General features: G+C 66.1%; 21 protein-coding genes and 1 tRNA gene. 12 read left to right on the forward strand and 10 right to left on the reverse strand.

Annotated elements, in window-relative coordinates:
- Nucleotides 1–136 precede the first annotated feature (136 nt).
- Complete coding sequence (locus tag C8D95_RS05965) at nt 137–1,009, forward strand: NAD(P)-dependent oxidoreductase (protein WP_109758250.1); 873 nt, start codon at nt 137–139, stop codon at nt 1,007–1,009.
- 244 nt (nt 1,010–1,253) lie between these two features.
- On the opposite strand, the gene C8D95_RS05970 is transcribed toward C8D95_RS05965, so the two are convergent.
- Together C8D95_RS05970 and C8D95_RS05975 are read right to left on the reverse strand one after the other, a co-directional pair.
- Entirely contained in the window at nt 1,254–1,811 is a 558-nt protein-coding gene (locus C8D95_RS05970; RefSeq protein ID WP_109758251.1) for a lipid-binding SYLF domain-containing protein, read from the reverse strand.
- A gap of 82 nt (nt 1,812–1,893) precedes the next feature.
- A complete protein-coding gene (locus C8D95_RS05975; protein WP_109758252.1) occupies nt 1,894–3,156 on the reverse strand; it encodes a urate hydroxylase PuuD in 1,263 nt (420 codons plus the stop codon).
- 329 nt (nt 3,157–3,485) lie between these two features.
- Here C8D95_RS05975 and C8D95_RS05980 point away from each other — a divergent pair, with 329 nt between their 5' ends.
- On the forward strand, nt 3,486–4,706 hold the full coding sequence (locus C8D95_RS05980; protein WP_109758253.1) for a DEAD/DEAH box helicase: 1,221 nt from the start codon (nt 3,486–3,488) through the stop codon (nt 4,704–4,706).
- Nucleotides 4,707–4,710: 4 nt separating this feature from the next.
- Here C8D95_RS05980 and C8D95_RS05985 read toward each other — a convergent pair whose 3' ends face one another.
- The 3 genes from C8D95_RS05985 to uraH are packed head-to-tail and all read right to left on the reverse strand — an operon-like array spanning nt 4,711 to nt 6,958.
- Nucleotides 4,711–5,658, reverse strand: coding sequence for a polysaccharide pyruvyl transferase family protein (locus tag C8D95_RS05985; protein ID WP_109758254.1), 948 nt, complete (start codon nt 5,656–5,658; stop codon nt 4,711–4,713).
- Between the two features lie 36 nt (nt 5,659–5,694).
- A complete protein-coding gene (locus tag C8D95_RS05990) occupies nt 5,695–6,597 on the reverse strand; it encodes a glycosyltransferase family 8 protein (protein ID WP_164721681.1) in 903 nt (300 codons plus the stop codon).
- Nucleotides 6,598–6,604: 7 nt separating this feature from the next.
- On the reverse strand, nt 6,605–6,958 hold the full coding sequence (gene uraH, locus C8D95_RS05995; protein WP_109758256.1) for a hydroxyisourate hydrolase: 354 nt from the start codon (nt 6,956–6,958) through the stop codon (nt 6,605–6,607).
- On the opposite strand from uraH, the gene C8D95_RS21960 reads away from it, so the two are divergent.
- The 4 genes from C8D95_RS21960 to C8D95_RS06010 all read left to right on the forward strand — a co-directional run bounded on the left by C8D95_RS21960 (nt 6,957) and on the right by C8D95_RS06010 (nt 10,480).
- Nucleotides 6,957–7,112: a hypothetical protein gene (locus tag C8D95_RS21960; protein ID WP_164721680.1), complete on the forward strand. Its 156-nt coding sequence runs from the start codon at nt 6,957–6,959 to the stop codon at nt 7,110–7,112. The genes uraH and C8D95_RS21960 overlap by 2 nt on opposite strands.
- Nucleotides 7,109–8,518 carry a uracil-xanthine permease family protein gene (locus tag C8D95_RS06000; RefSeq protein WP_109758257.1) on the forward strand — a complete coding sequence of 470 codons (1,410 nt, stop codon included), beginning with the start codon at nt 7,109–7,111 and terminating at the stop codon, nt 8,516–8,518. The genes C8D95_RS21960 and C8D95_RS06000 overlap by 4 nt, the downstream gene beginning before the upstream one ends.
- Before the next feature lie 70 nt (nt 8,519–8,588).
- A complete protein-coding gene (gene puuE, locus C8D95_RS06005; protein ID WP_109758258.1) occupies nt 8,589–9,995 on the forward strand; it encodes an allantoinase PuuE in 1,407 nt (468 codons plus the stop codon).
- Nucleotides 9,992–10,480: an ureidoglycolate lyase gene (locus C8D95_RS06010; RefSeq protein ID WP_109758259.1), complete on the forward strand. Its 489-nt coding sequence runs from the start codon at nt 9,992–9,994 to the stop codon at nt 10,478–10,480. Before puuE ends, C8D95_RS06010 begins: the two co-directional genes overlap by 4 nt.
- Before the next feature lie 55 nt (nt 10,481–10,535).
- Here C8D95_RS06010 and C8D95_RS06015 read toward each other — a convergent pair whose 3' ends face one another.
- From C8D95_RS06015 to fabI, 5 genes are all read right to left on the reverse strand, one after another.
- Nucleotides 10,536–11,363 carry a bifunctional allantoicase/(S)-ureidoglycine aminohydrolase gene (locus C8D95_RS06015; protein ID WP_109758260.1) on the reverse strand — a complete coding sequence of 276 codons (828 nt, stop codon included), beginning with the start codon at nt 11,361–11,363 and terminating at the stop codon, nt 10,536–10,538.
- Nucleotides 11,360–12,871 carry an anthranilate synthase component I gene (gene trpE, locus C8D95_RS06020; RefSeq protein ID WP_109758261.1) on the reverse strand — a complete coding sequence of 504 codons (1,512 nt, stop codon included), beginning with the start codon at nt 12,869–12,871 and terminating at the stop codon, nt 11,360–11,362. The genes C8D95_RS06015 and trpE overlap by 4 nt, the downstream gene beginning before the upstream one ends.
- A 1-nt stretch (nt 12,872) precedes the next feature.
- Complete coding sequence (locus C8D95_RS06025) at nt 12,873–14,711, reverse strand: peptidyl-prolyl cis-trans isomerase (protein WP_109758262.1); 1,839 nt, start codon at nt 14,709–14,711, stop codon at nt 12,873–12,875.
- 107 nt (nt 14,712–14,818) lie between these two features.
- Nucleotides 14,819–15,322 (reverse strand): xanthine phosphoribosyltransferase, encoded by a 504-nt coding sequence (gene gpt / locus C8D95_RS06030; protein WP_109758263.1) that lies wholly within the window; start codon nt 15,320–15,322, stop codon nt 14,819–14,821.
- Nucleotides 15,323–15,326: 4 nt separating this feature from the next.
- Nucleotides 15,327–16,142 carry an enoyl-ACP reductase FabI gene (fabI, locus tag C8D95_RS06035; RefSeq protein WP_109758264.1) on the reverse strand — a complete coding sequence of 272 codons (816 nt, stop codon included), beginning with the start codon at nt 16,140–16,142 and terminating at the stop codon, nt 15,327–15,329.
- Nucleotides 16,143–16,233: 91 nt separating this feature from the next.
- Here fabI and pdxH point away from each other — a divergent pair, with 91 nt between their 5' ends.
- The 6 genes from pdxH (at nt 16,234) to C8D95_RS06065 (ending at nt 23,055) form a co-directional block, all read left to right on the forward strand.
- Nucleotides 16,234–16,839, forward strand: a complete 606-nt coding sequence (gene pdxH, locus C8D95_RS06040; protein ID WP_109758265.1) for a pyridoxamine 5'-phosphate oxidase — start codon at nt 16,234–16,236, stop codon at nt 16,837–16,839.
- A 115-nt stretch (nt 16,840–16,954) separates the two neighbouring features.
- A complete protein-coding gene (locus tag C8D95_RS06045; protein ID WP_241239661.1) occupies nt 16,955–17,509 on the forward strand; it encodes a cold-shock protein in 555 nt (184 codons plus the stop codon).
- Complete coding sequence (locus tag C8D95_RS06050) at nt 17,461–17,958, forward strand: DUF192 domain-containing protein (protein ID WP_109758267.1); 498 nt, start codon at nt 17,461–17,463, stop codon at nt 17,956–17,958. The genes C8D95_RS06045 and C8D95_RS06050 overlap by 49 nt, the downstream gene beginning before the upstream one ends.
- A 48-nt stretch (nt 17,959–18,006) precedes the next feature.
- A tRNA-Pro gene (locus C8D95_RS06055) sits at nt 18,007–18,083 on the forward strand.
- 270 nt (nt 18,084–18,353) lie between these two features.
- Nucleotides 18,354–18,953, forward strand: a complete 600-nt coding sequence (locus tag C8D95_RS06060; protein ID WP_109758268.1) for a VPLPA-CTERM sorting domain-containing protein — start codon at nt 18,354–18,356, stop codon at nt 18,951–18,953.
- 421 nt (nt 18,954–19,374) lie between these two features.
- A complete protein-coding gene (locus tag C8D95_RS06065) occupies nt 19,375–23,055 on the forward strand; it encodes a vitamin B12-dependent ribonucleotide reductase (protein WP_109758269.1) in 3,681 nt (1,226 codons plus the stop codon).
- Nucleotides 23,056–23,218: the final 163 nt, after the last annotated feature.

A 23,218-nucleotide genomic window follows, 5' to 3' on the forward strand; every position in this document is an offset into this window, starting at 1 on the left:
GCGAGGGGCGGCGGTCGTCGCCTGTCGGGCAAGACGAATGGTCATGCGCGCCTGTCCGCGTTGGCCCGGCGCTATTGACTGCGCCTGAGGGTTCGATAGGTCGGGGGCAGGATAGGCGTGAAGCCGGGAGGATGCCATGACGAAAATCGCGTTTCTGGGACTTGGGGTCATGGGCTTTCCCATGGCGGGGCACCTAAAGGCGGGAGGCTACGAGGTGACGGTCTACAACCGGACCTTCTCGAAAGCCGAAGACTGGGCGTCGAAGCACGGCGGCACGGCGTCGAGGACGCCCCGCGAGGCGGCACAGGGTGCCGAGTTCGTCATGGCCTGTGTCGGTAACGACGCCGACCTCCGCTCGGTCTGTCTCGGCCCCGACGGCGCTTTCGCGGGTATGAAGTCGGGCGCCATCTTCGTCGACCACACCACGGTCAGCGCCAAGGTAACGAGGGAGCTTTACGCCGAGGCCGACAAGAAGAACCTCTCCTTCGTGGACGCCCCGATCTCGGGCGGACAGGCGGGGGCCGAGAAGGGTCAGCTTTCTATCATGTGCGGCGGCGATCAGGGCGCCTACGACCGCGCCGAACCGGTGATGCAGACCTATGCCAAGATCTGCCGGCGGATCGGGGGATCGGGTGCCGGACAGGTGACGAAGATGTGCAACCAGATCGCCATCGCCGGGCTGGTGCAGGGCCTCTCCGAAGCGCTTCACTTCGCCGAGAAGGCCGACCTCGACGGCCGCGCGGTGGTCGAGGTCATCAGCCAGGGCGCGGCCGGGTCCTGGCAGATGTCGAACCGTTTCGAAACCATGCTCGACGATCATTTCGAGCACGGCTTCGCGGTCGACTGGATGCGGAAGGACCTGGGCATCTGCCTCGACACCGCCGACGAGACGGGTGCGAGCCTTCCGGTCACGGCCCTCGTCGACCAGTTCTACAAGGACGTCCAGAAGATGGGCGGCGGCAGGTGGGACACGTCGAGCCTGCTCAAGCGCCTGCGCAAGCTCGGGTGACGCGGGCGAGGGGCGCTGTCCCTCGCGCTCCCCGGGATATTTCGGGACCGATGAAAGCAACGGCCCGCCCCGGATCGGGGACGGGCCGTTCGGTTTTCACCGGTCGCGGTCATCGGCGTCCCCGCCTGTACCGCCCCTCTCCGATGACACGTCACGGTAAACGAGGCGTTATCATCGGTCCCGCAAATATCCCGGGGGAGACGCGCGAAGCGCGGCGGGGGCAGAGCCCCCTCCGCCGCCCGGATCAGGGGATGATGCGCGAGTACTTGGTGCCCTCGACAGAGGCGCCCGCGATGAGCCCGGCCTGCCCGAAGACGACCGCGATCACGGGAGCGAGGACCGTCGTCGTGTCGGCGGAAAGGTTCCCGCCCCGGTCGTTCATCGCGTATTTCACGTCCGCGCCGGCGGCCCATCCGGAGGAGGCCCGGAACTCGGCCAGCGCTTCCTCGGTCATGAAGTAGAGGACGTGCGCATACTGCTGCGCGCCGATCTGGAAGCCGAAGCTGGCCTGCGCCGCCGAGTAGTAGTCGACCGTGATCCCGTTCACGCGTAGGGCGCCGCGACCATAGGAGCCGCCGAACCCGAGGCTCGCCTCGGTCACCAGCGGCATGACGAGCATGCCGACGGACTTGGCCTGGAGGTCTCGCGTGCCGGGATAGTTGTTCTCGAGATAGCCGAGCGTCGCGTCGACGCGGGCGTCGATGTTGGCGCCGCCCTGGCTGCCGATGCCGTTGCCGCAGGCGGAAAGCGCCAGCGCCGCGGCGGCGCCCATCAGGAGGGCGCGGCGGGAAATGCGTGTCATGGGGTCTGCCCTTTTATTGAACCTCGAACGACGGCCTTATCTGGCCGTTCGCCGCAAAGTATAGGGGAGGGCGCGGACAGAGTCACCCTCCATAGTGGTGCGGCGGACCATCGGTCTCACCTCCTGACCTCGCGGCGCGATACCATGCGACGAGGGCGGCGCGGTCGGCAGGCTCCATCCCCGTGATGTTCGCGGGAGGCATGGCGTGGCTGAGGCCCGCCTGGAGATAGACCTGCCGGGCATGGCGCGCGATGTCGCCCGGCGTCTCGAGCACGACACCCTTGGGCGGCTGCAGGATCCCCTCCCACACCGGCTCGCGGGCATGGCACATCGAGCAGCGGCCCATGACGACGCTTTCGGCCTCCTCCCACTCGGCGACTTGCGTGAAGCGTGCCTCGGACGGCGTCAGGGCGCGCGCCTCGGCCGCCTCGACCGTCTCGCCGTTGCCCGCAGTCGAGAGCCAGGCGATCAGGATGAAGATCACCACTGTAACCGCCCAGGTCCAATGGGGATTTCCTCTCCGGGCATGGCGGGTGTTGAACCAGTGGCGGATGGTGACGCCCATCAGGAACACAAGCGCCGCGATGGCCCAGGAGAAGCGGGTTCCGAAGGCCAGCGGATAGTGAGTGGACAGCATCAGGAAGACGACCGGCAGCGTCAGGTAGTTGTTGTGGGTCGAGCGCAGCTTGGCGATCTTGCCGTACTTCGGATCGGGCGTGCGTCCGGCCTTCAGGTCGGCGACGACGATCCTCTGGTTCGGCATGATGATGAAGAAGACGTTGGCCGTCATGATCGTCGCCGTGAAGGCGCCGAGATGCAGGAGCGCCGCTCGGCCGGTGAAGATCTGGTGATAGCCCCAGCTCATCCCGACAAGCATGGCGAAGAGCAGGAGCATCAGCGTCGTCGGACGCTCGCCGAGAGATGATTTGCACAGGAAATCATAGACAAGCCAGCCGATGCTGAGGCTCGCGGCGGAGATCAGGATGCCTTGCCAGAGTGTCAGATCGGCCTTGGACGGCTCGATCAGGTAAAGTTCGCCGCCGACCCAGTAGACGATCATCAGGAGTGCTGCGCCGGATATCCATGTCCAGTAGCTCTCCCACTTAAACCACGTCAGGTGCTCGGGCATCGCGGCGGGCGCGACCATGTATTTCTGGATATGGTAAAAGCCGCCGCCGTGGACCTGCCATTCCTCGCCGTCCGCCGGGCCGGGCACGTCTCGGTTCAGGCCAAGATCGAGGGCGATGAAGTAGAAGGACGAGCCGATCCAGGCGATGGCCGTCACGACGTGCAGCCAGCGCACGGCGAATTCGAACCAGTCCCAGAGAATGGCGATGTCGGTCATGGGCGGCTCTCCGCTGATGCTCGGGTGTCATGTGACGCATGCGGCATGGGGATGACAAGGGCGGCGTGAGGCCGGCCTCGCTGCAACGCGGCGCTTGACAGGGGCGCAGAGTGACGCCATGTGTCCCTCGAACGCAGACGCCCTGCCGCGTGAGCAGGTGGCCCAAGTCGGCCGATCAGGTGTCGCGTTCGATGCATCCGACATCACGCGTGGAGGCAGCGACGGGTCAATACGGCCCGGGCGCACTCTGACCGCAACACCCGCGGGCCTTTGGCCCGGCGGGCAAGATTTATCGCGGAGGCATGCTGTCTTCGCACCGAAAGGACTACATGGATTTCGATATGTTGGGGCTTCAGCCCCGTCTCGTTAAGGCTCTGATCGATCAGGGCATCACCAACCCCACTCCGATTCAAACGCAGGCGATCCCGCATGCCATGAACGGCCGCGACGTCCTGGGCATCGCCCAGACCGGCACCGGCAAGACAGCCGCCTTCGGGCTTCCGATGATCCACGCGCTGATGACGCGCGGGATCGCCCCCGCGCCCCAGACGGCGGCCGGCCTTGTCCTGGCACCGACGCGCGAACTGGCGAACCAGATCGCCGAGGCGATGCGCACCTTCACCAAGGGCAGCCACCTCAAGGTCGCCGTCGTCGTCGGCGGCGCCTCCATGGGCAAGCAGATCGAGGCGCTGCGCCGTGGCGCGGACCTTCTGATCGCGACGCCGGGCCGCCTGATCGACCTGATCGAGCGCCGTGCCGTGCGGCTGAACGAGACCAACTTCCTCGTTCTCGACGAGGCCGACCAGATGCTCGACATGGGCTTCATCCACGCGCTGCGCCGGATCGCGCCGCTTCTGCCCGCTGACCGCCAGACGATGATGTTCTCGGCTACGATGCCGAAACTGATGGCCGAGTTGGCCGGCAAGTTCCTGACCGACCCCGTCCGGGTCGAGGTCACGCGGCCGGGCATCGCCGCGAACGGCATCGAGCAGTCGGTGCATTTCGTGCCGAAGGCCGGCAAGACCGACCTGCTGATCCAGCTTCTGGGCGCGCACCGGGGCGACCTGTCCCTTGTCTTCGCGCGCACCAAGCACGGTGCCGAGCGTCTGATGAAGACGCTCGTTTCGGCGGGCTTCGACGCCGTGTCGATCCACGGCAACAAGAGCCAGGGCCAGCGCGACCGCGCCATCCGCGACTTCAAGGCGGGCAAGCTGAACATTCTGGTGGCGACCGATGTCGCCGCGCGGGGCATCGACATCCCCGACGTGCGCCATGTCTACAACTACGAACTGCCGAACGTGGCCGAGAACTATGTCCACCGCATCGGCCGCACCGCGCGGGCCGGGGCTTCGGGCCAGGCCATCGCGCTTTGCGCCGAGGACGAATTCGGCGAGTTCCAGGCGATCGAGAAGCTTCTGAAGACGCGTATCGCCGTCGTCGGGGGCCGTCCCTGGGCCGCGGAGCATGCCAAGGATCAGACGCGCGCCAAGACCGCACGTCCCCGCAACCGCAGCCGCAAGCCGCGCGGCGGCGTCAAGTACGCGGCCTGAGGGTTCAGCGTCCGAACAGTCTCCTGATCCGGCGCTTCAGGCGCCGGGCCGGGGGAAGCGGGAGGACATGGTGCGCGCCGGGTGCGACAGCGAGGCTTCGCAGGACATCCTTCCTGAGTGCGCCCGCCACCTTCGCCGCCCGTGTCGCGCAGTCCTTCGCGCTGCTTCGCGCCTCGTCCCCAAGACATCGGTCCAGAGCGTCCGAAAGCCCCTCGGGCGTGGCGTCGTCGATGCCCACGACCTCGGGCCAGCCTATAACTCCTGCCTGTTTGGTCACCTTGTCACCGCCTGCGATGGCATCGAGCGCCAGGACCGGGGTTCCCGCCTTCAGCCCCAGAACCAACCCGTGAAGCCGTGTCGTCAGCAGCACGTCGAGCCGTCCGGCGAGGGCGGTGAACTGGTCCGCCGTCTCGGTCAGGGTGCGGTTTGTTTCGGGCGGCCAGAGCGTGTCCATCTCGACGGCTGACAGTCCGCGTGCGCGGATCAGGTCCCGGAGCAGCGTGCCGGCTTCGTCGTGGCGGCGACGGGCTCCGTATTCCGACTGGCGCGTGGCCAGGCAGAGGCCGACGACAGGCACCTGTGTCACGGGCGTCGTGAAGGACAGGTCGGTTCGCACCAGCCGGTCGCTGTCGCGCTCGAGAAGGACGTCGAAGGGCTGGAACGTCGAGAGCGGCGCCACCATCGTCAGGTTCACCCCGATCCAGGTGCAATGTGCGAAGGCGGCGAAGATGTCGGCCATTCCTTCGTACATCTTCTGCGAGAAAGGGCCGCAGACCACCAGAAGGTGAGAATAGCGCGCAGCGTCGAGGGCGCGCGGATCGACCCAGTCGGGGTTGCCCAGTCGGACCTTTCCCGCATAGGGAGCGATGTCGAAGGGGAGGCCCGCCTCGCTCAGCCATCCCTCGACGACCTTGAGCACCTCGGTGTCGCCGAATGTCGAGAAGTGTCCCATCACAAGCGCGCGCGCCTTTCGGCAGGGTCGGGGCTTTCATCGCGTTTCCAATCTCTTGAGGGCGGCTTCGGCATCCAGCCATTCCCGCGCCCACTGCGGCACGCGCAGGGTTTCGGGTGGCGCGGTCCAGGGTTTGCCGGCCCCGGTGAAGTGCAAAATGCGCGGGTCGCGGCGCGAGGCGGCGAAGCGGTCCACATCCGCGCGCCTCAGGGGCGGTCCGGCGGTCCTGTGGTTGCCCCAGATGGCGTTCCAGGCGGGATCGACCAGGGTGGCTCGGTCCTGAAAGACGACGTTCAGGTGATCCTGGTCGCGCAAGCGATAGCGCCCCGCCGCCTCTGCGTCGTCCATGGCGCCGTCGAGGCCAAGCGCGCGGATACGCGCGCAGTCGAGGACCATCACGCCCGCATTGAAGTAGGTGCCCGGGCGGCGCATGCCCAGGCTCTGGAGGTGCCGCACGAAGCGCATATGCCCGGGACGCCACCAAGGCAGGTTGTGCCACCGGACCGACGCGACGGACCGAACGGCCGCGGGGTCGGGAGCTGCGCCCACGGGCTGGCCTGCGAGGTCGGCGAAGGCGAGGGGCGCCACGTCGGACCGCACCAGCGTATCTCCGTCGAGATAGAGCACGCGCCCTTCGATCACTTCGGGCAGGCGGAGACGCAGAAGCGTCGCCGCCGAGACATGCTTGCGGTCGTCCGTCACAGTGGGTCCGGGATCGAGAAAGACCGCTTCGGTTCCGGGAAAGGCCGCGGCAATTCGCCGGACGCGATCCGGGAAGTCGCCCAGGTCGCCAGCGCAGAGGAACACGGCCCGCACCGGGCAGGACGCCGTCCTCAGAAGGGAAAAGAGCGAAACCAGCGTGCAGCGCGCGAAGCCCGCATCCAGCGCCCAGGTCACCGTCGCCGTGCCCTCGGGGGCGTCGGGAAGCCGGGGCGTCACCTTGGCCTCAACTGCCCCGGTACGTCGAATAGCCGTAGGGCGAGAGGAGGAGCGGGACGTGATAGTGATCCTCCTTCGCCATCCCGAAGCGGACCGGGACCACGTCGAGGAAGCGCGGCGTCGGATGATCGGCCGCGTGAGCGTCGAAATAAGCCCCGGCATGGAACACCAGCTCGTAGGTCCCGGGCCGCCACTCCTCGGCCCCGAGGATCGGCGTGTCGGTCCGGCCATCGCCGTTCGTCCTGCGCGAATGCAGGTAGGTGCGCGCCTCGCCGTCGATCCGGTAAAGCTCGATCGTGATGCCGGCTGCTGGAGCTCCACGCGCCGTATCGAGAACGTGTGTCGTCAGGAATCCCGTCATGGCCAAACCTCGCGCACATGTGTCCAACACCTGTGCAGCGGAAACCGGCCGTCGATGCAACCTGAAAACGCAGGTGCGAAATTCGTTGACGGAGCGGCAGTTCCGCGAGCTTCCTGTCGCCACAAACAAAAAAATCAAGGGACGGGAAAAATGACGGACACTTCCATCGGAACGCCGGCGCAGCTACGCGATCCGGATTACACACCACCTCTCATGAAGGCCGTGCCTCTGGGCATCCAGCACGTCATGGCCATGTTCGTGTCGAACGTGACACCGGCGATCATCGTCGCGGGGGCTGCGGGTTTCGGCTTCGGATCGAACAGCCCGGACTTTCCGGAGCTTCTCTACCTGATCCAGATGTCCATGCTCTTTGCCGGGATCGCCACGCTGTTCCAGACCATCGGCGTGGGCCCCGTGGGCGCGCGCCTTCCGGTCGTCCAGGGCACCAGCTTCGCCTTCATTCCCATCATGATCCCGCTCGTTGCGGGCAAGGGCGTCGATGGTCTCGCAGCTCTCTTCGGCGGCATCGTGATCGGCGGCATCTTCCACACCTGTCTCGGCTTCTTCATCGGTCGCATCCGGTTCGCGCTGCCGCCGCTGGTGACGGGCCTTGTCGTAACGATGATCGGTCTCGCGCTGGTGCGTGTCGGCGTACAGTACGCGGCGGGCGGCGTCCCGGCCATCGGCACGCCGGAATACGGCAGCCTGCTGAACTGGTCGGTCGCGCTGATCGTCATCGTCGTGACCCTTGGCCTCAAGTTCTTCGCGCGCGGGATGCTGTCGATCTCGGCGGTGCTGGTGGGGCTTCTCGTCGGTTACGCCGTCGCGATCCTGACAGGGATGCTGCCGGTGTCGTCCATCGCCGCAAGCTGGTCCAACGCCGCCTCCTTCGCGCTGCCAGACCCGTTCCGCTATGGTTTCGAGTTCTCGTTCGCAGCCGTGATCGGCTTCAGCCTGATGGCCATCGTCTCGGCGGTCGAGACCGTGGGCGACGTCTCGGGCATCGCCAAGGGCGGCGCGGGACGCGAGGCGACCGAGGAGGAGATCACCGGCGCCACCTTCGCCGACGGTCTGGGAACGGCGGTCGCGGGCGTCTTCGGCGGGCTTCCCAACACCTCGTTCAGCCAGAATGTGGGGCTGATCGCCATGACGGGCGTGATGAGCCGGCATGTGGTGACCATCGGCGCGATCTTCCTGATCGTCTGCGGTCTGATCCCGAAGGTCGGCGGCCTGATCCGTACCGTCCCGATCGAGGTTCTGGGCGGCGGCGTCATCGTCATGTTCGGCATGGTCGTCGCGGCAGGCGTATCGATGCTGTCCGAGGTCGACTGGAACCGGCGCAACATGGTGATCTTCGCGATCTCGCTATCGCTCGGCCTTGGGCTTCAGCTTGAACCCGATGCGCTTCAACACCTGCCGGCCACGGCGAAGATCCTGCTTACCAGCGGGCTGCTGCCGGCAGCGGGTCTCGCCATCGTGCTGAACCTCATCCTGCCCGAGACGCTCGAGGACGAGGCGACCGAAGAGATCTCCGGCGGCCTGTCGGGTTCGCGGGCCTGAACGAACCGCCCTTGCCCGCTCTGGCGGGCAGGGGCATCCTCCTGGGGCAGACGTAGCCCCGGACCATTCCATGACCGACGCCCCCCGATATCCTCGTGACATGACCGGCCACGGCGAGACGCCGCCCGATCCGCAATGGCCGAAGGGCGCGCGGATCGCGGTGCAGATCGTGCTCAACTACGAGGAAGGCGGCGAGAACAACATCCTGCACGGAGACGCGGCGTCGGAGGCGTTCCTGTCCGAGATCGTGGGCGCGGCCCCGTGGCCGGGTCAGCGGCACTGGAACATGGAGTCGATCTACGAATACGGCGCTCGTGCGGGGTTCTGGCGGCTGCACCGGATGCTGAAGGACCTGCCCGTGACGGTCTACGGCGTCGCCACCGCCCTGGCCCGCGCGCCCGAGCAGGTCGCGGCGATGAAGTCGGCCGGGTGGGAGATCGCGTCGCACGGTCTGAAGTGGATCGAGTACAAGGACGTCCCGGAGGCGCAGGAGCGCGCCGACCTGATCGAGGCCATCCGCCTGCACGCCGAGGTCACGGGCGAGCGCCCGCACGGCATCTACACCGGCCGGTCGTCGATGAACACGGTCCGGCTGGCGGCGGAGGAGGGCGGTTTCGCCTATGTCGCCGACGCCTACGCCGACGATGTTCCCTACTGGATCAGGGTCGGCGAACGCGACCAACTTGTCGTGCCCTACACGCTCGACGCCAACGACATGCGCTTCGCGGTCGCGGCGGGGTTCGGCGGGCCGCGAGAGTTCGAGGACTACCTGAAGGACAGCTTCGACATGCTCTATGCCGAGGGCGGGCGGATGCTGTCGATCGGCCTTCACTGCCGCCTCATCGGGCGGCCGGGACGGGCACTGGCGCTGAAGCGCGCGCTCGACCACATGGCGGCGCACGACGGCGTCTGGTTCGCCACGCGCCTCGACATCGCCGAGCATTGGGCTCGGCTGCATCCACCCTCCAAGACCCCACGTCCCTCGGAGATGACGCGCGAGGACTTCGTTGCGGCCTTTGGCGGCGTCTACGAGCATTCGCCCTGGATTGCCGAACGGGCCCGGGCGCTGGAGCTGGGTCCGACGCACGACACCGCACGAGGCGTCCACTCCGCGCTGACCCGCGTGTTCCGCTCGGCCTCGGAAGAGGAGCGCCTGGGTGTCCTCAAGGCGCACCCCGACCTCGCCGGTAAGCTGGCTCAGGCGAAGAGACTGACGGCGGAATCGACCTCCGAACAGTCCTCCGCAGGTCTCGACGCGCTGACGGACAAGGAACGCGAGGATTTCGAGCGGCTGAACGCGGCCTATGTCGAGAAATTCGGTTTCCCCTTCATCATCGCCGTAAGAGACCATGACAAGGCCGGCATCCTGCGCGCCTTCGAGACGCGGATCGCGCATGACAGGGCGGAGGAATTCGCCGAGGCCTGCAGGCAGGTCGAGCGGATCGCCGAGCTGCGCCTCATGGACAAGCTCGGGTGAGCCGCGAGATTCGTTGCGAGCCGCTTACGGCGGCATCCTTCGCACCCTTCGGCGACGTTCTGGAGGCGGCGGGCGTGCCCGACCGCATCATCAACCAGGGGCTCTGCGGGCGCTTTCACGACCTCGCCGCTCTCGATTTCTCGGATGGCCGCGCCGGGATCAGCGTGTTTCTCGCCGAGCCGCGGACGCTGCCCCTGACGCTCGAAATGGTCGAACGCCACCCGGAGGGCAGCCAGGCCTTCCTTCCGATGACGCAGCATCCGTTCCTCGTGATCGCGGCGCTGGATGACGGCGGCGTGCCTGGAACACCCCGCGCCTTCCTGACGGAACCGGGGCAGGGCGTGAATGTCCACCGAGGCACCTGGCACGGCGTGCTGACCCCGCTTCACGCGCCGGGCCTCTTCGCCGTCGTCGACCGGATCGGAAATGGGGCGAACCTCGAGGAGCACTGGTTCGAGACGCCTTGGATCGTGTCGGAGCGCTGATCTTCATCTTGCCTGAAACACGCCGGGGGGATCCGGGGGGCAGCGCCCCCCGTCCTCAGAACGGCACGAGCGGCATCTGCCGGTTGACGTCCTTGTAGAGCAAATAGCGGAACCTCTGCGGCCCGCCCTCGTAGCAGGCCTGCGGGCAGAAGGCGCGCAGCCACATGAAGTCGCCCGCCTCGACCTCGAGCCAGTCGTCGTTCAGGCGATAGACCGCCCGGCCCTCGAGCACGTAAAGCCCGTGCTCCATGACGTGGGTCTCGGCGAAGGGGATCACGCCGCCCGACTCGAAGGTGACGATGTTGACGTGCATGTCGTGGCGGAGGTCGGCGGGGTCGACGAAGCGCGTCGTCTTCCAGCGGCCGTCCGACAGCTCCATCGCGACCGGCGCGACAGCGTTCTCATTGGCGATCAGCACGTCGGGGAGAGGCAGGCCCTCGACCCTCTGATACTTCTTCCGGACCCACATGAAACAGGCCGAGATCGCGCCCCGGTTCCACAGGGCCCAGGGCACCCCGGGAGGGATATAGGCATAGCCGCCGGGTGTCAGGCGGTGGAGAATGCCCGCGATGGTCAGTTCGATCTCGCCCTCGGTGACGAAGATCACGCATTCCGCCTCGGGGTCATCCTCGGGGCGGTTGGTGCCGCCCATGGCGAAGACCTCCATCGCGACCTGCGCGAAGGTTTCGGCGAAGCCCGACAGGGGCCGCGCCAGAACCCAGCCGCGCGTCTTTTCCCAGTTCGGGAAGAAGCTTGCCGTGATGTCCTTGGCGCAGCGGCGCGGGATGAAGGCGTAGGCCTCCTTGAAGACGGCGCGGTCGGTGACGAGGGTCGTGGGGTCCGGCTTGCCGCCTTTCAGCGAATAGTAGGTGTTCACCGTCATGCGTTGCCGCCCCTCTCGAACCGGCCGGCTTCCTCGGCGGCCTTCCGCAGCGCCTTCGACTTGTTGACCGTCTCCTGCCATTCGGCCTCGGGGTCGCTGTCCCAGACGACACCGCCGCCCGACTGGATGTAAAGCTGCTGGTCCTTCAGGACGGCAGTCCGGAGCGCGATGCACATGTCCATGTCGCCCCCCGCCGAGAAGTAACCCACGCCGCCGCCATAGACGCCGCGCTTCTCGGGCTCCAACTCGTCGATGATCTCCATCGCGCGGACCTTCGGCGCGCCGGACACCGTTCCCGCAGGCAGGCCCGCCAGAAGCGCCGACAGCGCGTCCTCGTCTTCCCGCAGTTCGCCCACGACGTTCGAGACGATATGCATGACGTGGGAGTAGCGCTCGACGATGAATTCCTCGGTCGGATGCACGGTGCCGATCTTCGCGACGCGGCCGACGTCGTTGCGGCCGAGATCGAGAAGCATCAGGTGTTCGGCCAGTTCCTTCTGGTCGCTCAGGAGGTCGGCTTCGAAGGCGCGGTCTTCCTCGGGCGTGGCGCCCCTCGGCCGGGTTCCGGCGATCGGGCGGATCGTCACTTCGCCGCCGAAGACGCGGACGAGGATCTCGGGGCTTGCGCCGATGACTTGAAACCCGCCGAAATCGAAGTGGAACATGAAGGGCGAGGGGTTCGTCCGCCGCAGCGCCCGGTAAAGCGCGAAGGGCGGCAGGCGGAACTCCTGCTTCCAGCGCTGCGAGGGGACGACCTGGAAGATGTCGCCTGCCGCGATGTATTCGCGCGCCTTCTCGACTGCGGTCTTGTAGGCCTCCTTCGAGAAGTTCGAGACCGGCTCGGCCACGGGCACGTCCTCGCCGAAGTCGCGGTGCGCCTCTGGCACGGGGCGTTCCAGATCGCGGACCGCGTCCATCACCCGTTCGGCCGCCTGCGCATAGGCGGCGCGAGCCGAGAGGCCGGAGGACACCCAGGCCGGCGAGACGACGATGACCTCGCCCTTGACCCCGTCCAGCACTGCGACGACTGAGGGGCGCAGGAGTACCGCGTCGGGCAGGCCAAGCGGGTCGGGGTTCACGTCCGGCAGGTGCTCGACCAGCCGGATCATGTCGTAGCCCAGATAGCCGAAAAGCCCGGCCGAGGCGGCGGGCAGGTCGTCCGGGATGTCGATCCGGCTTTCCTCGATCAGCGCTCGCAGCGAGGCGAGGGGGTCCGACGCCTCGGCCTCGAAACTTTCGCGGTCGTAGCGGGCCTGGCGGTTCATGCGCGCCTGCGTCCCGCGGCATTCCCACACGAGGTCAGGCTTCATGCCGATGATCGAGTACCGCCCCCGCACTTCGCCGCCCGTCACGCTTTCCAGCATGAAGGCGTCGCGGCGGGCGCCGGTCAGCTTCAGCATCAGCGATACCGGCGTGTCGAGGTCGGCGGCCAGGCGCGTGTAGACGAGCTGGTTCCGCCCCGCCTCGAAGCCCGACGCGAAGGCGTCGTATGCCGGCTGAAGCGTCATTCTACTGAAGTTGCGCGTTGACGGCCGAGATCGCCGACTGGTTCACCTCGACCTCGCGGGTATCGAGAAGCGACGACGTATATGCGGTCAGCAGTGCGCCCGAGAAGTCGCGGGCAATCCCTTCCGAGAAGGCCGCCTTGGCACGCGCGGCTTCCTCCGAGGTGCCGTCCGGCACGTTCACGGCGTCGAGCCGGACGACCCAGGCGTCGCCGTCCGCGGCAAGGACCGCGATCTCGTCGGGCTTCAACTGGAACAGCGTCGTGACGAAATCGGGCGGCGTGCCCTCGACGAGAGCGTCGCGTCCCACGCTTCTGTCGGTCTGGAGATCGAGGCCGAGCGCCGCCATCTCGCGGCCGTTGCGGACCTGGTCAGCGATCGTCTCGGCCTGGGCGGCGAGCGTTTCCTGGCGACGCTCGGTCAGAAGGGCCGTGCGGACGTCGTCCTTGACCTCTTCGAGCGGCCGCAGTTCGGGGGCCTTCACCTCGTCCACCTTCAGCGCGACGATGCCGCCGTCCTCGAGTTCAATCACCTCGGGAAAGCTGTCCGGCGTGGCCTGTGAAGCCGCTGCACGGAAGGCGTCATAGGCCGCGATATCGTCGAAGACTTCGTCGTTCCATTCGATCGTGCCCGCCTCCATATCGGTCCGCTCGGCCAGAAGCGCCATGTCCGCGCCGCCTGCCAGCATGTCCTCGATCTGGGGAGCCGACTCCACGATGATGCGCCGCGCGCGGTCGGCGGCGGCTTCTCCGGCCAATTCGTCGCGGACCTCCTCGAAGCTCGTCTCCTGCGCTGCAAGGACGCCGTTCATGCGGTAGAGCGCAGGTCCAAGGCTGGACGGCAGGGGGCCCACGACGCCGGGTTCCTCCAGCGCGAAGATCGCCTCGCCGGCCTCACCCAGATCCTCGAGCGATACGTCGCCCAGGTCGATGTCCGCCAGTTGCAGGCCGCGCTCGGCGACGAGGTCGTCGAAGGTGGCATCGTCCGCATCGAGACGCGCCTTGGCTTCCGCGGCCGCCGCCTCGCTGCCGTAGACCAGCCGTTCGACGAGGCGGCGTTCGGGCTGGATGAACTCCTCCTGGCGCTCGTCGTAGAGGGTCCGAAGCTGCGCATCGTCCACCTCGACATCGCCCACCAGCATGTCGGGCGTGAGCCAGGCGTAAGAGATCACCTTGGTTTCAGGACGGGTGAAAGCGTCGGGGTTGGCCTCGTGATAGGCGGCCAGATCCTCGAGGGACGGCTCGGGCAGCGGCTCCGCCAGGTCTTCCTCGGTCAGCCGGGCCCAGGTGACGTCGCGGGTTTCGCGCGCGAAGGCGAAGAGGGTGTCGGTGAAGAACGGCGGCGTCTCGACACCTGACGCGACGGCCTGCCGCAGAAGGCCCTCGGCGAGGTCCGACCTTACGCGCGTCTCGAAGTCGGAGACCGAGATGTTGCTCTGCTGGAGCGCCATTTCGTAGGTCGTGCGGTCAAACCCGGCGGCGCTTTGGAAGGCGTCGGCCTGGCGGATCTCGCTCACCACGTTCGCGTCGCCGACCGACAGTCCGATGCGCCGGGCCTCGTCCTCGAGCGCGGCTTCGGTCACGACGCGCGACAGGGCCTGACGGTCGAGCCCGATCAGTTGTGCCTGCTGGACCGTCATCGGCTGGCCCGTCGTCTGCTGGAAGCGTCGCACTTCGGCCTCGACCGCGCGGGCGTAGTCGTTGACGCCGATCTCGGCCGATCCGACCGTGGCGACGGTGCGAAGCGAGCCGCCGAAGTTCGTCACGCCGAAGCCGGCAAGCCCCATGACCAGAAGAAGAAGGATCACCACGACGGTGGGGTTGGTTTTCTTCTTGCCGGCCATGCGCGGTCGTCCTCCTCGTGCCCCGAAGCCCTTAGGAAAAAGGGTCGCGTCGATCTAGCGCGACCCGGGATGCAGGGCAAGGGACATCGGGATGGGGGAAAGGCCGCTCAGTCCTTGCCGCGGTAGGGCTCGACGTACTGAAGCGCCATGTCCCAGGGGAAGAAGATCCAGGTATCCTGGCTGACCCCGGTGATGAAGGTGTCGACCATCGGCTCGCCCTTGGGCTTGGCATAGACCGTGGCGAAGTGGGCCTGGGGATAGAGCCTGCGGACAAGCTCCAGGGTCTTGCCGCTGTCGACCAGGTCGTCGACGACGAGGATGCCGGTGCCATCGCCCATCATTTCGGCGTCGGGCGCCTTGAGCACCTGAGCCTCGTTCTGCGACTGGTGGTCGTAGGACTTGACGCTGATCGTGTCGACGGTGCGGATGTCCAGTTCGCGCGCCACGATCATCGCCGGCGCCATCCCGCCGCGGGTGATCGCGACGACGGCCTTCCAGCCGCCGTTGAGCGGGCCACGTCCATCCAGCCGCCAGGCCAGCGCCCGGCTGTCACGGTGGATCTGATCCCAGGAGACGTGGAAGCCCTTCTCGTGCGGCAGGCGGTCGTTCATGGCGTCACTCTTTCTTGTCGTAGGTCATGTCGGGCGCATCGAGCGCTTTCATGCCGACGACGTGGTAGCCCGAGTCGACGTGGTGGACCTCTCCGGTGACGCCTCGGCTGAGATCGGACAGAAGATACATCGCCGCGCCGCCCACGTCCTCGATCGAGACGTTCCGGCGCAGGGGCGAGTTATATTCGTTCCACTTGAGGATATAGCGGAAATCGCCGATCCCCGAGGCGGCCAGCGTCTTGATCGTGCCCGCGCTGATCGCGTTGCAGCGGATGCCGTCACGCCCCAGGTCCTCGGCGATGTAGCGCACGCTGGCCTCGAGCGCGGCCTTGCACAGACCCATGACGTTGTAGTGCGGCATGACCTTTTCGGCGCCGTAATAGGTCAGGGTCAGAAGCGATCCGCCGTCAGGCATCATCGCGGCCGCGCGGCGCGCGACGGCGGTGAAACTGTAGACGGAAATATCCATGGACATCAGGAAGTTGTTACGCGACGTGTCAATGTAACGACCGCGCAGTTCGGCCTTGTCCGAGAACCCGATGGCGTGGACGAGGAAGTCGAGTTTGCCCCATTTTTCCTCGAGTGAGGCGAAGAGCGCGTCGACGCTGTCGGCGTCGCCCACGTCGCAGGGCAGGACGATGTCGGAGCCGAGTTGCGCGGCCAGTGGCTGGACCCGCTTCAGAAGCGCTTCGCCCTGGTAGGAGAAGGCCAGTTCGGCCCCCTGTTCGGCGCAGGCTTTCGCAATGCCCCAGGCGATCGAGCTGTGGTTGGCCAGCCCCATGATGAGGCCGCGTTTCCCGGCCATCAGTCCTGCGGTCATTTTCAGCCCCCGACCCGTTTATCTCGCTCAGGGTCTATGTCATCACGGTGTCTGCATCAAGTATGCGGACCGTATGCGGAGTGTAGGGCAAATGGCGGACCGAGGCGGCATTTTCGAGGGCGACGACCCGATCGCGATCGCGCGCCGCTGGCTGGCCGAGGCCGAGGCGTCTGAGCCCAACGATCCTAACGCCATCGCGCTGGCCACGGTCGACGCCGAGGGTCTGCCGAACGTGCGCATGGTACTGCTGAAGGACATCGAAGACGACGCCTTCGTCTTCTACACCAACTACGACAGCGCCAAGGGTGCCGAGTTAGGGCAGACCCCCAAAGCCGCTTTCGTGATGCATTGGAAGAGCTTGAGGCGGCAGGTTCGTGTGCGGGGAACCGTCACGCGCGAGGTGGGCCCGCAGGCCGACGCCTATTACCGGAGCCGCGCCCTGAAGAGCCGCATCGGCGCCTGGGCGTCGAAGCAGTCGACACCTCTGTCGTCGCGCGAAAAACTGGTCGCCGAGGCGGCGAAGATGACGGTGGTGCACGGTCTCGACCCGAAGCGGCCGCCGTTCTGGGGCGGGTTCCGGATCGACCCGGTCGAGATCGAGTTCTGGGCAGACGGCGAGTTCCGTCTCCATGACCGCTTCCGATGGACCAGGTCGGCGGCGGACCGTGCTTGGAGAGTCACACGTCTGTATCCCTAGGCGGGCGCTCGGCGAAAAAAAGTCGTATCGCCCCGGATTAAAGTTGCATAAACTCAGGTTTACAGCCCACTAGTGCAATAATAATGGGTGGAAGACCCGAGGGATGATGCAACAGATGACCGACGCCGAAAAAGACGGGGCGCGCGTCACCGGTACCGTTAAGTGGTTTGATCCGTCGAAGGGTTTCGGCTTCGTCGTTTCCGATCAGGGCGGACCGGACATTCTCCTGCATGCCAACGTTCTTCGGAACTTCGGCCAGTCTTCGGTGGCGGACGCAGCCGGCATCGAAGTGATCGTGCAGGAGACGGCGCGCGGTATACAAGCCATAGAGGTTCTTCACATAGAGCCTCCGGCATCGATGGACGCCGACGAGCTGGCCTCGTCGGGCGGCGAAATCGCCGAGCCTGTCGACCTGTCGCTTCCCCTCGTGCCGGCCCGCGTGAAGTGGTTCGACAAGGCGAAGGGATTCGGATTTGCCAACGTCTTCGGGCGGGGCGAGGACGTGTTCCTTCACATCGAGGTTCTGCGTCGGTCCGGACTGGCGGACCTTCAGCCGGGCGAAGCGGTGTCGCTTCGTGTGGTCGAGGGAAAGCGCGGCCGCATGGCGACACAGGTGACTTCATGGGAATCTGCCCTTCGTTCGGAGCCGGAAACGGAAGACGGAGCCTAGCACTCGTCCTTCTTGTCCTGCCTGCCGGAGCCTTTGCCGCCGCGTGCGACGAAGGCCGGGTCGAATTGCGCGGCGATGGCGGCCGGGCCGCCTTCTCGGTCGAGGTCGCGGACGACCCGAGCGAGCGTTCCGTCGGGCTGATGAACCGGCCCTCGATGCCGAAAGGCGCGGGCATGCTCTTCGTCTACGAGCGTCCGCAGCGTGCCGTCTTCTGGATGCGCAACACCCTCATCCCCCTGGACATGATCTTCATGGACGAGACGGGAGAGGTGACGCATGTCCATTCCGAAGCGGTGCCCCTGGACGAGACCGGCATCGACGGCGGGGAAGACGTGAAGTTCGTGCTCGAGATCAACGGCGGCCTCGCCGAGCGCCTCGGCATCGCCGAGGGCTACGAGATGCTTCATCCGAGCGTTGGCGACATTGCGGCCTGGCCCTGCGGCGAGTGACCCCTTTGGGCTTTTCACGCCGCCCGGCAGGGTCTAGGTAGACGTCGTCGGGGCGTAGCGCAGCCTGGTAGCGCACCTGTTTTGGGAACAGGGGGTCGTGAGTTCGAATCTCTCCGCCCCGACCACTTCGAAGCCGTCGTTTGCCGGGCAGGGCGTCCGGACCTCAAGCTTCGCTTCACCTTTGCCGTGATACGGAAAACGAGACGGGCGGGGCGCTTGCGCCAAGTGCCGGACATCTGCGCGCCCATTGTTTCAGTCTGAGGGAAGATGTGTCCGGCAACAGGCGTCGTGGGCCATTTGCCGCCGATTGTGGCGGTGCTATGTCGTCTCTGTGTCCGGAGGGCAGGGTGAGTCACGCCATGCCTTGGCGGATAAGTATCAGTGCAGGGATAGTGATGAGAAAACTCACACACCTTTTTACCGCTGCGGCCTTCTATGCCGTGGCGGCGACTGCGGCGTGCGCAGCCACATTCGATCTGACCGATGCCGCTCGCTATTCGATGAACTCGTTCACGATGGCGGGCGACGACGGTCTGACGATGACGGTCAGCGGCGGCGACTATGATGGCGCCGCAAGAAGCGTCAGTGCGCACAAGGACTTCGGCCTGTCAGTGGGCGACGTCTATATCGACACGAATGAATTCGCGCTGTTCGAATTCAGTCGCAAGGTCAACCTCACCAGCTTCATGGCGGGATTCGTCGACAGTACCGACGGCTACCGTGTCTACGCCCTGGTGGGCGGGCTTTACGAGATGATCGCCTCCGGCGACTTCGGCGTGTCGAACCTTCTCGGCAAGAACACGGATCGAGCAACCGTGACTTTGGGCGACACCGTCGCCTCGACGGCCTTCGCCATCGGCGTGGCCAACTGGTGGGACGAGTTCAAGGTTCGCAGCGTCAGCGTCGACCCGGTATCGGAAGTTCCGCTTCCGGCTGGCGGCGTGCTGCTTCTGTCCGCTCTCGGCCTCGTCGCGGTCAAACGCCGCAAGGCCTGACCCGACACTCAACCGGGATCGCGCCCGCCTCGTTGGGCGCGATCCGCCAGCCGCCTCGGGTGGCCCCGGTTTTTCCACATCATGCAGGGTCTGAACCGCACGGCTTAAGCCGCGACGGTCTCACGCTTTTTCGGCCCGGGGTGATTTTCCCGGAACGCCCCTGTCACGAAAATGCCATGCGGATGTCCAAAAGGCCGTTGACGAATCCCGCCCCGATGCTTCAAGTTGTGCAGGCCGGTCGGGATAGCCACAACATATAGTGGGCTCCGGTAGGGGAAGTAGAAGCCTCCTGAAAACGCTCCGTCAAGGGGACGTGCCGTTCGGATCGCAGGATCCGGGGGTCGGGACTTTTCTGTCTCTCGGAGACCCGGCCGGTGCGAAGGGGCAGGTCCGAAAAACGGGCCAAAAGATAGGACCGGGCATGAAGATCGAAAGACGCTTTACCGAGGCAGGCAAGGACGCTTACGCGGCCATCGAGTTCACGACGACCGCGTCGGAGATCCGCAATCCCGACGGAACCATCGTCTTCAGGCTGGACGATGTCGTCGTGCCGTCGCGCTGGACCCAGGTGGCGTCGGACGTCATCGCTCAGAAGTATTTCCGCAAGGCCGGCGTGCCCGCGCGTCTGAAGAAGGTGCGGGAAAAAGACGTGCCGTCCTTCCTGTGGCGGTCCGTGCCCGACGAGAAGGCCCTGGCCGAGCTGCCCGAGGACGAGCGTTTCGGCGGCGAGACGAAGGCCACGGAGGTCTTCGACCGCCTGGCCGGCGCCTGGGCCTATTGGGGCTGGAAGGGCGGCTATTTCACCGACGAAGAGGACGCTCAGGCCTACTTCGACGAGATGCGCTTCATGCTGGCGACGCAGAAGGCCGCGCCGAATTCGCCGCAGTGGTTCAACACCGGGCTGCATTGGGCCTACGGCATCGACGGTCCCAGCCAGGGGCATTATTACGTCGACTACCGCACGGGCGAGCTGACCAAGTCGGCCTCGGCCTATGAGCATCCGCAGCCGCATGCCTGCTTCATCCAGTCCTGCGCCGACGACCTCGTGAACGAGGGCGGGATCATGGACCTGTGGGTCCGCGAGGCGCGGCTCTTCAAGTACGGCTCGGGCACGGGCACCAATTTCTCGCACCTTCGGGGCGAGGGCGAGAAGCTTTCGGGCGGGGGAAAATCCTCGGGCCTGATGGGCTTCTTGAAGATCGGCGATCGCGCGGCCGGCGCGATCAAATCGGGCGGGACAACCCGTCGGGCAGCGAAGATGGTGATCGTGGACGCCGATCACCCCGACATCGAGGCCTTCATCAACTGGAAGGTTCTCGAGGAGCAGAAGGTCGCGTCGATCGTCGCCGGCTCGAAGATGCACGAGCGTGAGCTCAATGGCATCTTCGCGGCGATCCGCGCCTGGGACGGCAGCGTCGAGGACGCCTACGACCCGGCGAAGAACGACGCGCTGAAGGCCGCGGTCAAGTCCGCGAAGAAATGCGCGATCCCCGAAACCTACATCAAGCGGGTCCTGGATTATGCGCGGCAGGGGTATTCCTCGATCGAATTCCCGACCTACGACACGGACTGGGATTCCGAGGCCTACAGCAGCGTCTCTGGCCAGAACTCCAACAACTCGATCCGCGTCACCGACGCCTTCCTGAAGGCGGTCGACGCCGACGAGAAATGGAAGCTGACCAACCGCAAGGACGGCAGCGTGTCCAAGGAAATCGACGCCCGCGACCTGTGGGAGCAGGTGGGCCACGCGGCCTGGGCCTGCGCCGATCCGGGCATCCAGTACCACGATACCGTCAACGCCTGGCACACCTGCCCGGAAGACGGCGCGATCCGGGGCTCGAACCCCTGTTCGGAATACATGTTCCTCGACGACACGGCCTGCAACCTGGCCTCGATGAACCTGCTGACCTTCTGGAAGGACGGCGTGTTCCAGGCCGAGGACTACATGCACGCCACGCGCCTGTGGACGGTCACGCTGGAGATCAGCGTGATGATGGCGCAGTTCCCCTCGAAGGAGATCGCGCAGCTGTCCTACGAGTTCAGGACGCTCGGCCTCGGCTATGCCAACATCGGCGGGCTGCTGATGAACATGGGCCTCGGTTACGACTCGGACGAGGGGCGTGCGATGGCGGGCGCGCTGACCGCGATCATGACCGGCGTGTCCTATGCCACCTCGGCCGAGATGGCGGGCGAGCTTGGCGCCTTCGGCGGCTATGAGCGCAACGCCGAGCACATGCTGCGCGTCATCCGCAACCACCGCCGCGCCGCCTATGGCGAGACGGCGGGCTATGAGGCGATGAACGTCAATCCCGTTCCGCTCGACGACGCGAACTGCCCGGACCAGAAGCTTGTGAAGCTTGCCCGGGCCGCCTGGGACGAAGCGCTGAAACTGGGCAAGAAGCACGGCTATCGCAACGCGCAGGCAACCGTCATCGCGCCGACGGGCACCATCGGTCTCGTGATGGACTGCGACACCACCGGGATCGAGCCCGACTTCGCCCTGGTGAAGTTCAAGAAGCTCGCCGGAGGCGGCTACTTCAAGATCATCAACCGTTCGGTGCCCGCGGCGCTCGAGACGCTCGGCTACGGGTCGGCGCAGATCGAGGAGATCGTGAGCTATGCCGTGGGTCACGGCACGCTCGGCAACGCGCCCGGCATCAACCACACCGCGCTGATCGGCCACGGCTTCGGCCAGAAGGAGATCGAGAAGATCGAGACGGCTCTGCCCTCGGCCTTCGACATCCGCTTCGTCTTCAATCAATGGACGCTTGGCGAGGATTTCTGCACCCGCACGCTCGGCATCCCTGTGGCGAAGCTGAACGATCCGTCCTTCGACCTGCTGCGGCACCTGGGCTTCTCGCGCCGCGACATCGAGGCTGCGAACGACCACGTCTGCGGGACGATGACGCTGGAGGGCGCGCCCTTCCTGAAGCAGGAGCACTACGTCGTGTTCGACTGCGCCAATCCCTGCGGCAAGAAGGGCAAGCGCTTCCTGTCGGTCCAGAGCCACATCACGATGATGGCGGCGGCGCAGAGCTTCATCTCGGGCGCCATCTCGAAGACGATCAACATGGCGAACGACGCCACCATCGAGGACTGCAAGGCGGCCTACGAGCTTTCGCACCGCCTCGGCGTCAAGGCGAACGCGCTGTACCGCGACGGCTCGAAGCTGTCGCAGCCCTTGGCCTCGGCGCTGGTCGAAGGGGACGACGAGGCCGAAGAGGTGCTGGCGTCCGGCAATCCCGCCGAGAAGGCGCAGGTGCTGGCCGAGAAGATCATCGAGAAGGTCATCGTCCAGGAAATCGCCCGCGGCCGCGACAAGCTGCCCGAGCGGCGCCGGGGCTATACCCAGAAGGCCATCGTGGGCGGCCACAAGGTCTATCTCCGGACCGGCGAATACAAGGACGGCACGCTCGGCGAGATCTTCATCGACATGCACAAGGAAGGCGCCGGCTTCCGGGCGATGATGAACAACTTCGCCATCGCGATATCGGTGGGCCTGCAATACGGGGTGCCGCTGGAGGAGTTCGTCGACGCCTTCACCTTCACCCGGTTCGAGCCGGCCGGCATGGTCCAGGGCAACGAGGCGATCAAGAACGCGACCTCGATCCTCGACTACATCTTCCGCGAGCTGGCGGTGTCCTACCTCGACCGGACCGACCTTGCCCACGTCAAGCCCGAGGGCCAGACCTTCGATGAGATGGGCCGGGGCGAGGACGAGGGGAAGCGCAACTTCTCCGAGGTGCCGGGATCGGCCGGGTCGGATGCGGTCGAAGTGCTGAGGAAGGTGGCCTCGGCCGGCTTCACCCGCCGCCGCGTCCCGCAGGAACTGGTGCTGGTCCAGGGCGGCATGGGCGCCACGGCCTTCGCCGGAACCGCAGATCCCTCGGCAGCGCTTCAGGCTCTGGCGCCGGACCTGGCGCCGATGACGTCCTCCGAGACGGCGGTCGGCAGCGGCACGGTCAAGATGGACCTGCGGCAGAAGGCGAGGATGCAGGGTTACGAGGGCGATCCCTGCGGCGACTGCGGCAACTACACGCTGGTGCGCAACGGCACCTGCATGAAGTGCAACACCTGTGGCGGAACGAGCGGGTGTAGCTGAGGAATCGGGTGGGGCGCCTGGCGCCCTGCTCTACGAAAGGTTCGCTTCGCGAACTTTCGGTCACGGGGCGGGTGCGCTCGCCCTTGAACGCGGGTCAGGCCGCAGGCAGAAACCGGGCGGTATAAACACAGAGCCTGACAAGCGAAACTGACAGGGGGCCCTC

This window comes from Silicimonas algicola, assembly GCF_003148765.1.
Classification (GTDB): domain Bacteria; phylum Pseudomonadota; class Alphaproteobacteria; order Rhodobacterales; family Rhodobacteraceae; genus Silicimonas; species Silicimonas algicola.

Bases quoted from the DNA above. Each gene is read 5' to 3' on its own strand.
- C8D95_RS05985 (WP_109758254.1), bottom strand. From the start codon at position 5,658: ATGGGACACTTCTCGACATTCGGCGACACCGAGGTGCTCAAGGTCGTC.
- C8D95_RS05980 (WP_109758253.1), top strand. From the start codon at position 3,486: ATGGATTTCGATATGTTGGGGCTTCAGCCCCGTCTCGTTAAGGCTCTG.
- C8D95_RS05965 (WP_109758250.1), top strand. From the start codon at position 137: ATGACGAAAATCGCGTTTCTGGGACTTGGGGTCATGGGCTTTCCCATG.
- fabI (WP_109758264.1), bottom strand. From the start codon at position 16,142: ATGACCGCAGGACTGATGGCCGGGAAACGCGGCCTCATCATGGGGCTG.
- C8D95_RS06060 (WP_109758268.1), top strand. From the start codon at position 18,354: ATGAGAAAACTCACACACCTTTTTACCGCTGCGGCCTTCTATGCCGTG.
- C8D95_RS06015 (WP_109758260.1), bottom strand. From the start codon at position 11,363: ATGACGGTGAACACCTACTATTCGCTGAAAGGCGGCAAGCCGGACCCC.
- puuE (WP_109758258.1), top strand. From the start codon at position 8,589: ATGACCGACGCCCCCCGATATCCTCGTGACATGACCGGCCACGGCGAG.
- C8D95_RS06000 (WP_109758257.1), top strand. From the start codon at position 7,109: ATGACGGACACTTCCATCGGAACGCCGGCGCAGCTACGCGATCCGGAT.
- gpt (WP_109758263.1), bottom strand. From the start codon at position 15,322: ATGAACGACCGCCTGCCGCACGAGAAGGGCTTCCACGTCTCCTGGGAT.
- uraH (WP_109758256.1), bottom strand. From the start codon at position 6,958: ATGACGGGATTCCTGACGACACACGTTCTCGATACGGCGCGTGGAGCT.
- trpE (WP_109758261.1), bottom strand. From the start codon at position 12,871: ATGACGCTTCAGCCGGCATACGACGCCTTCGCGTCGGGCTTCGAGGCG.
- C8D95_RS21960 (WP_164721680.1), top strand. From the start codon at position 6,957: ATGGCCAAACCTCGCGCACATGTGTCCAACACCTGTGCAGCGGAAACC.
- C8D95_RS06025 (WP_109758262.1), bottom strand. From the start codon at position 14,711: ATGGCCGGCAAGAAGAAAACCAACCCCACCGTCGTGGTGATCCTTCTT.
- C8D95_RS05975 (WP_109758252.1), bottom strand. From the start codon at position 3,156: ATGACCGACATCGCCATTCTCTGGGACTGGTTCGAATTCGCCGTGCGC.
- pdxH (WP_109758265.1), top strand. From the start codon at position 16,234: ATGGCGGACCGAGGCGGCATTTTCGAGGGCGACGACCCGATCGCGATC.
- C8D95_RS06045 (WP_241239661.1), top strand. From the start codon at position 16,955: ATGACCGACGCCGAAAAAGACGGGGCGCGCGTCACCGGTACCGTTAAG.
- C8D95_RS05970 (WP_109758251.1), bottom strand. From the start codon at position 1,811: ATGACACGCATTTCCCGCCGCGCCCTCCTGATGGGCGCCGCCGCGGCG.
- C8D95_RS06065 (WP_109758269.1), top strand. From the start codon at position 19,375: ATGAAGATCGAAAGACGCTTTACCGAGGCAGGCAAGGACGCTTACGCG.
- C8D95_RS06050 (WP_109758267.1), top strand. From the start codon at position 17,461: ATGGGAATCTGCCCTTCGTTCGGAGCCGGAAACGGAAGACGGAGCCTA.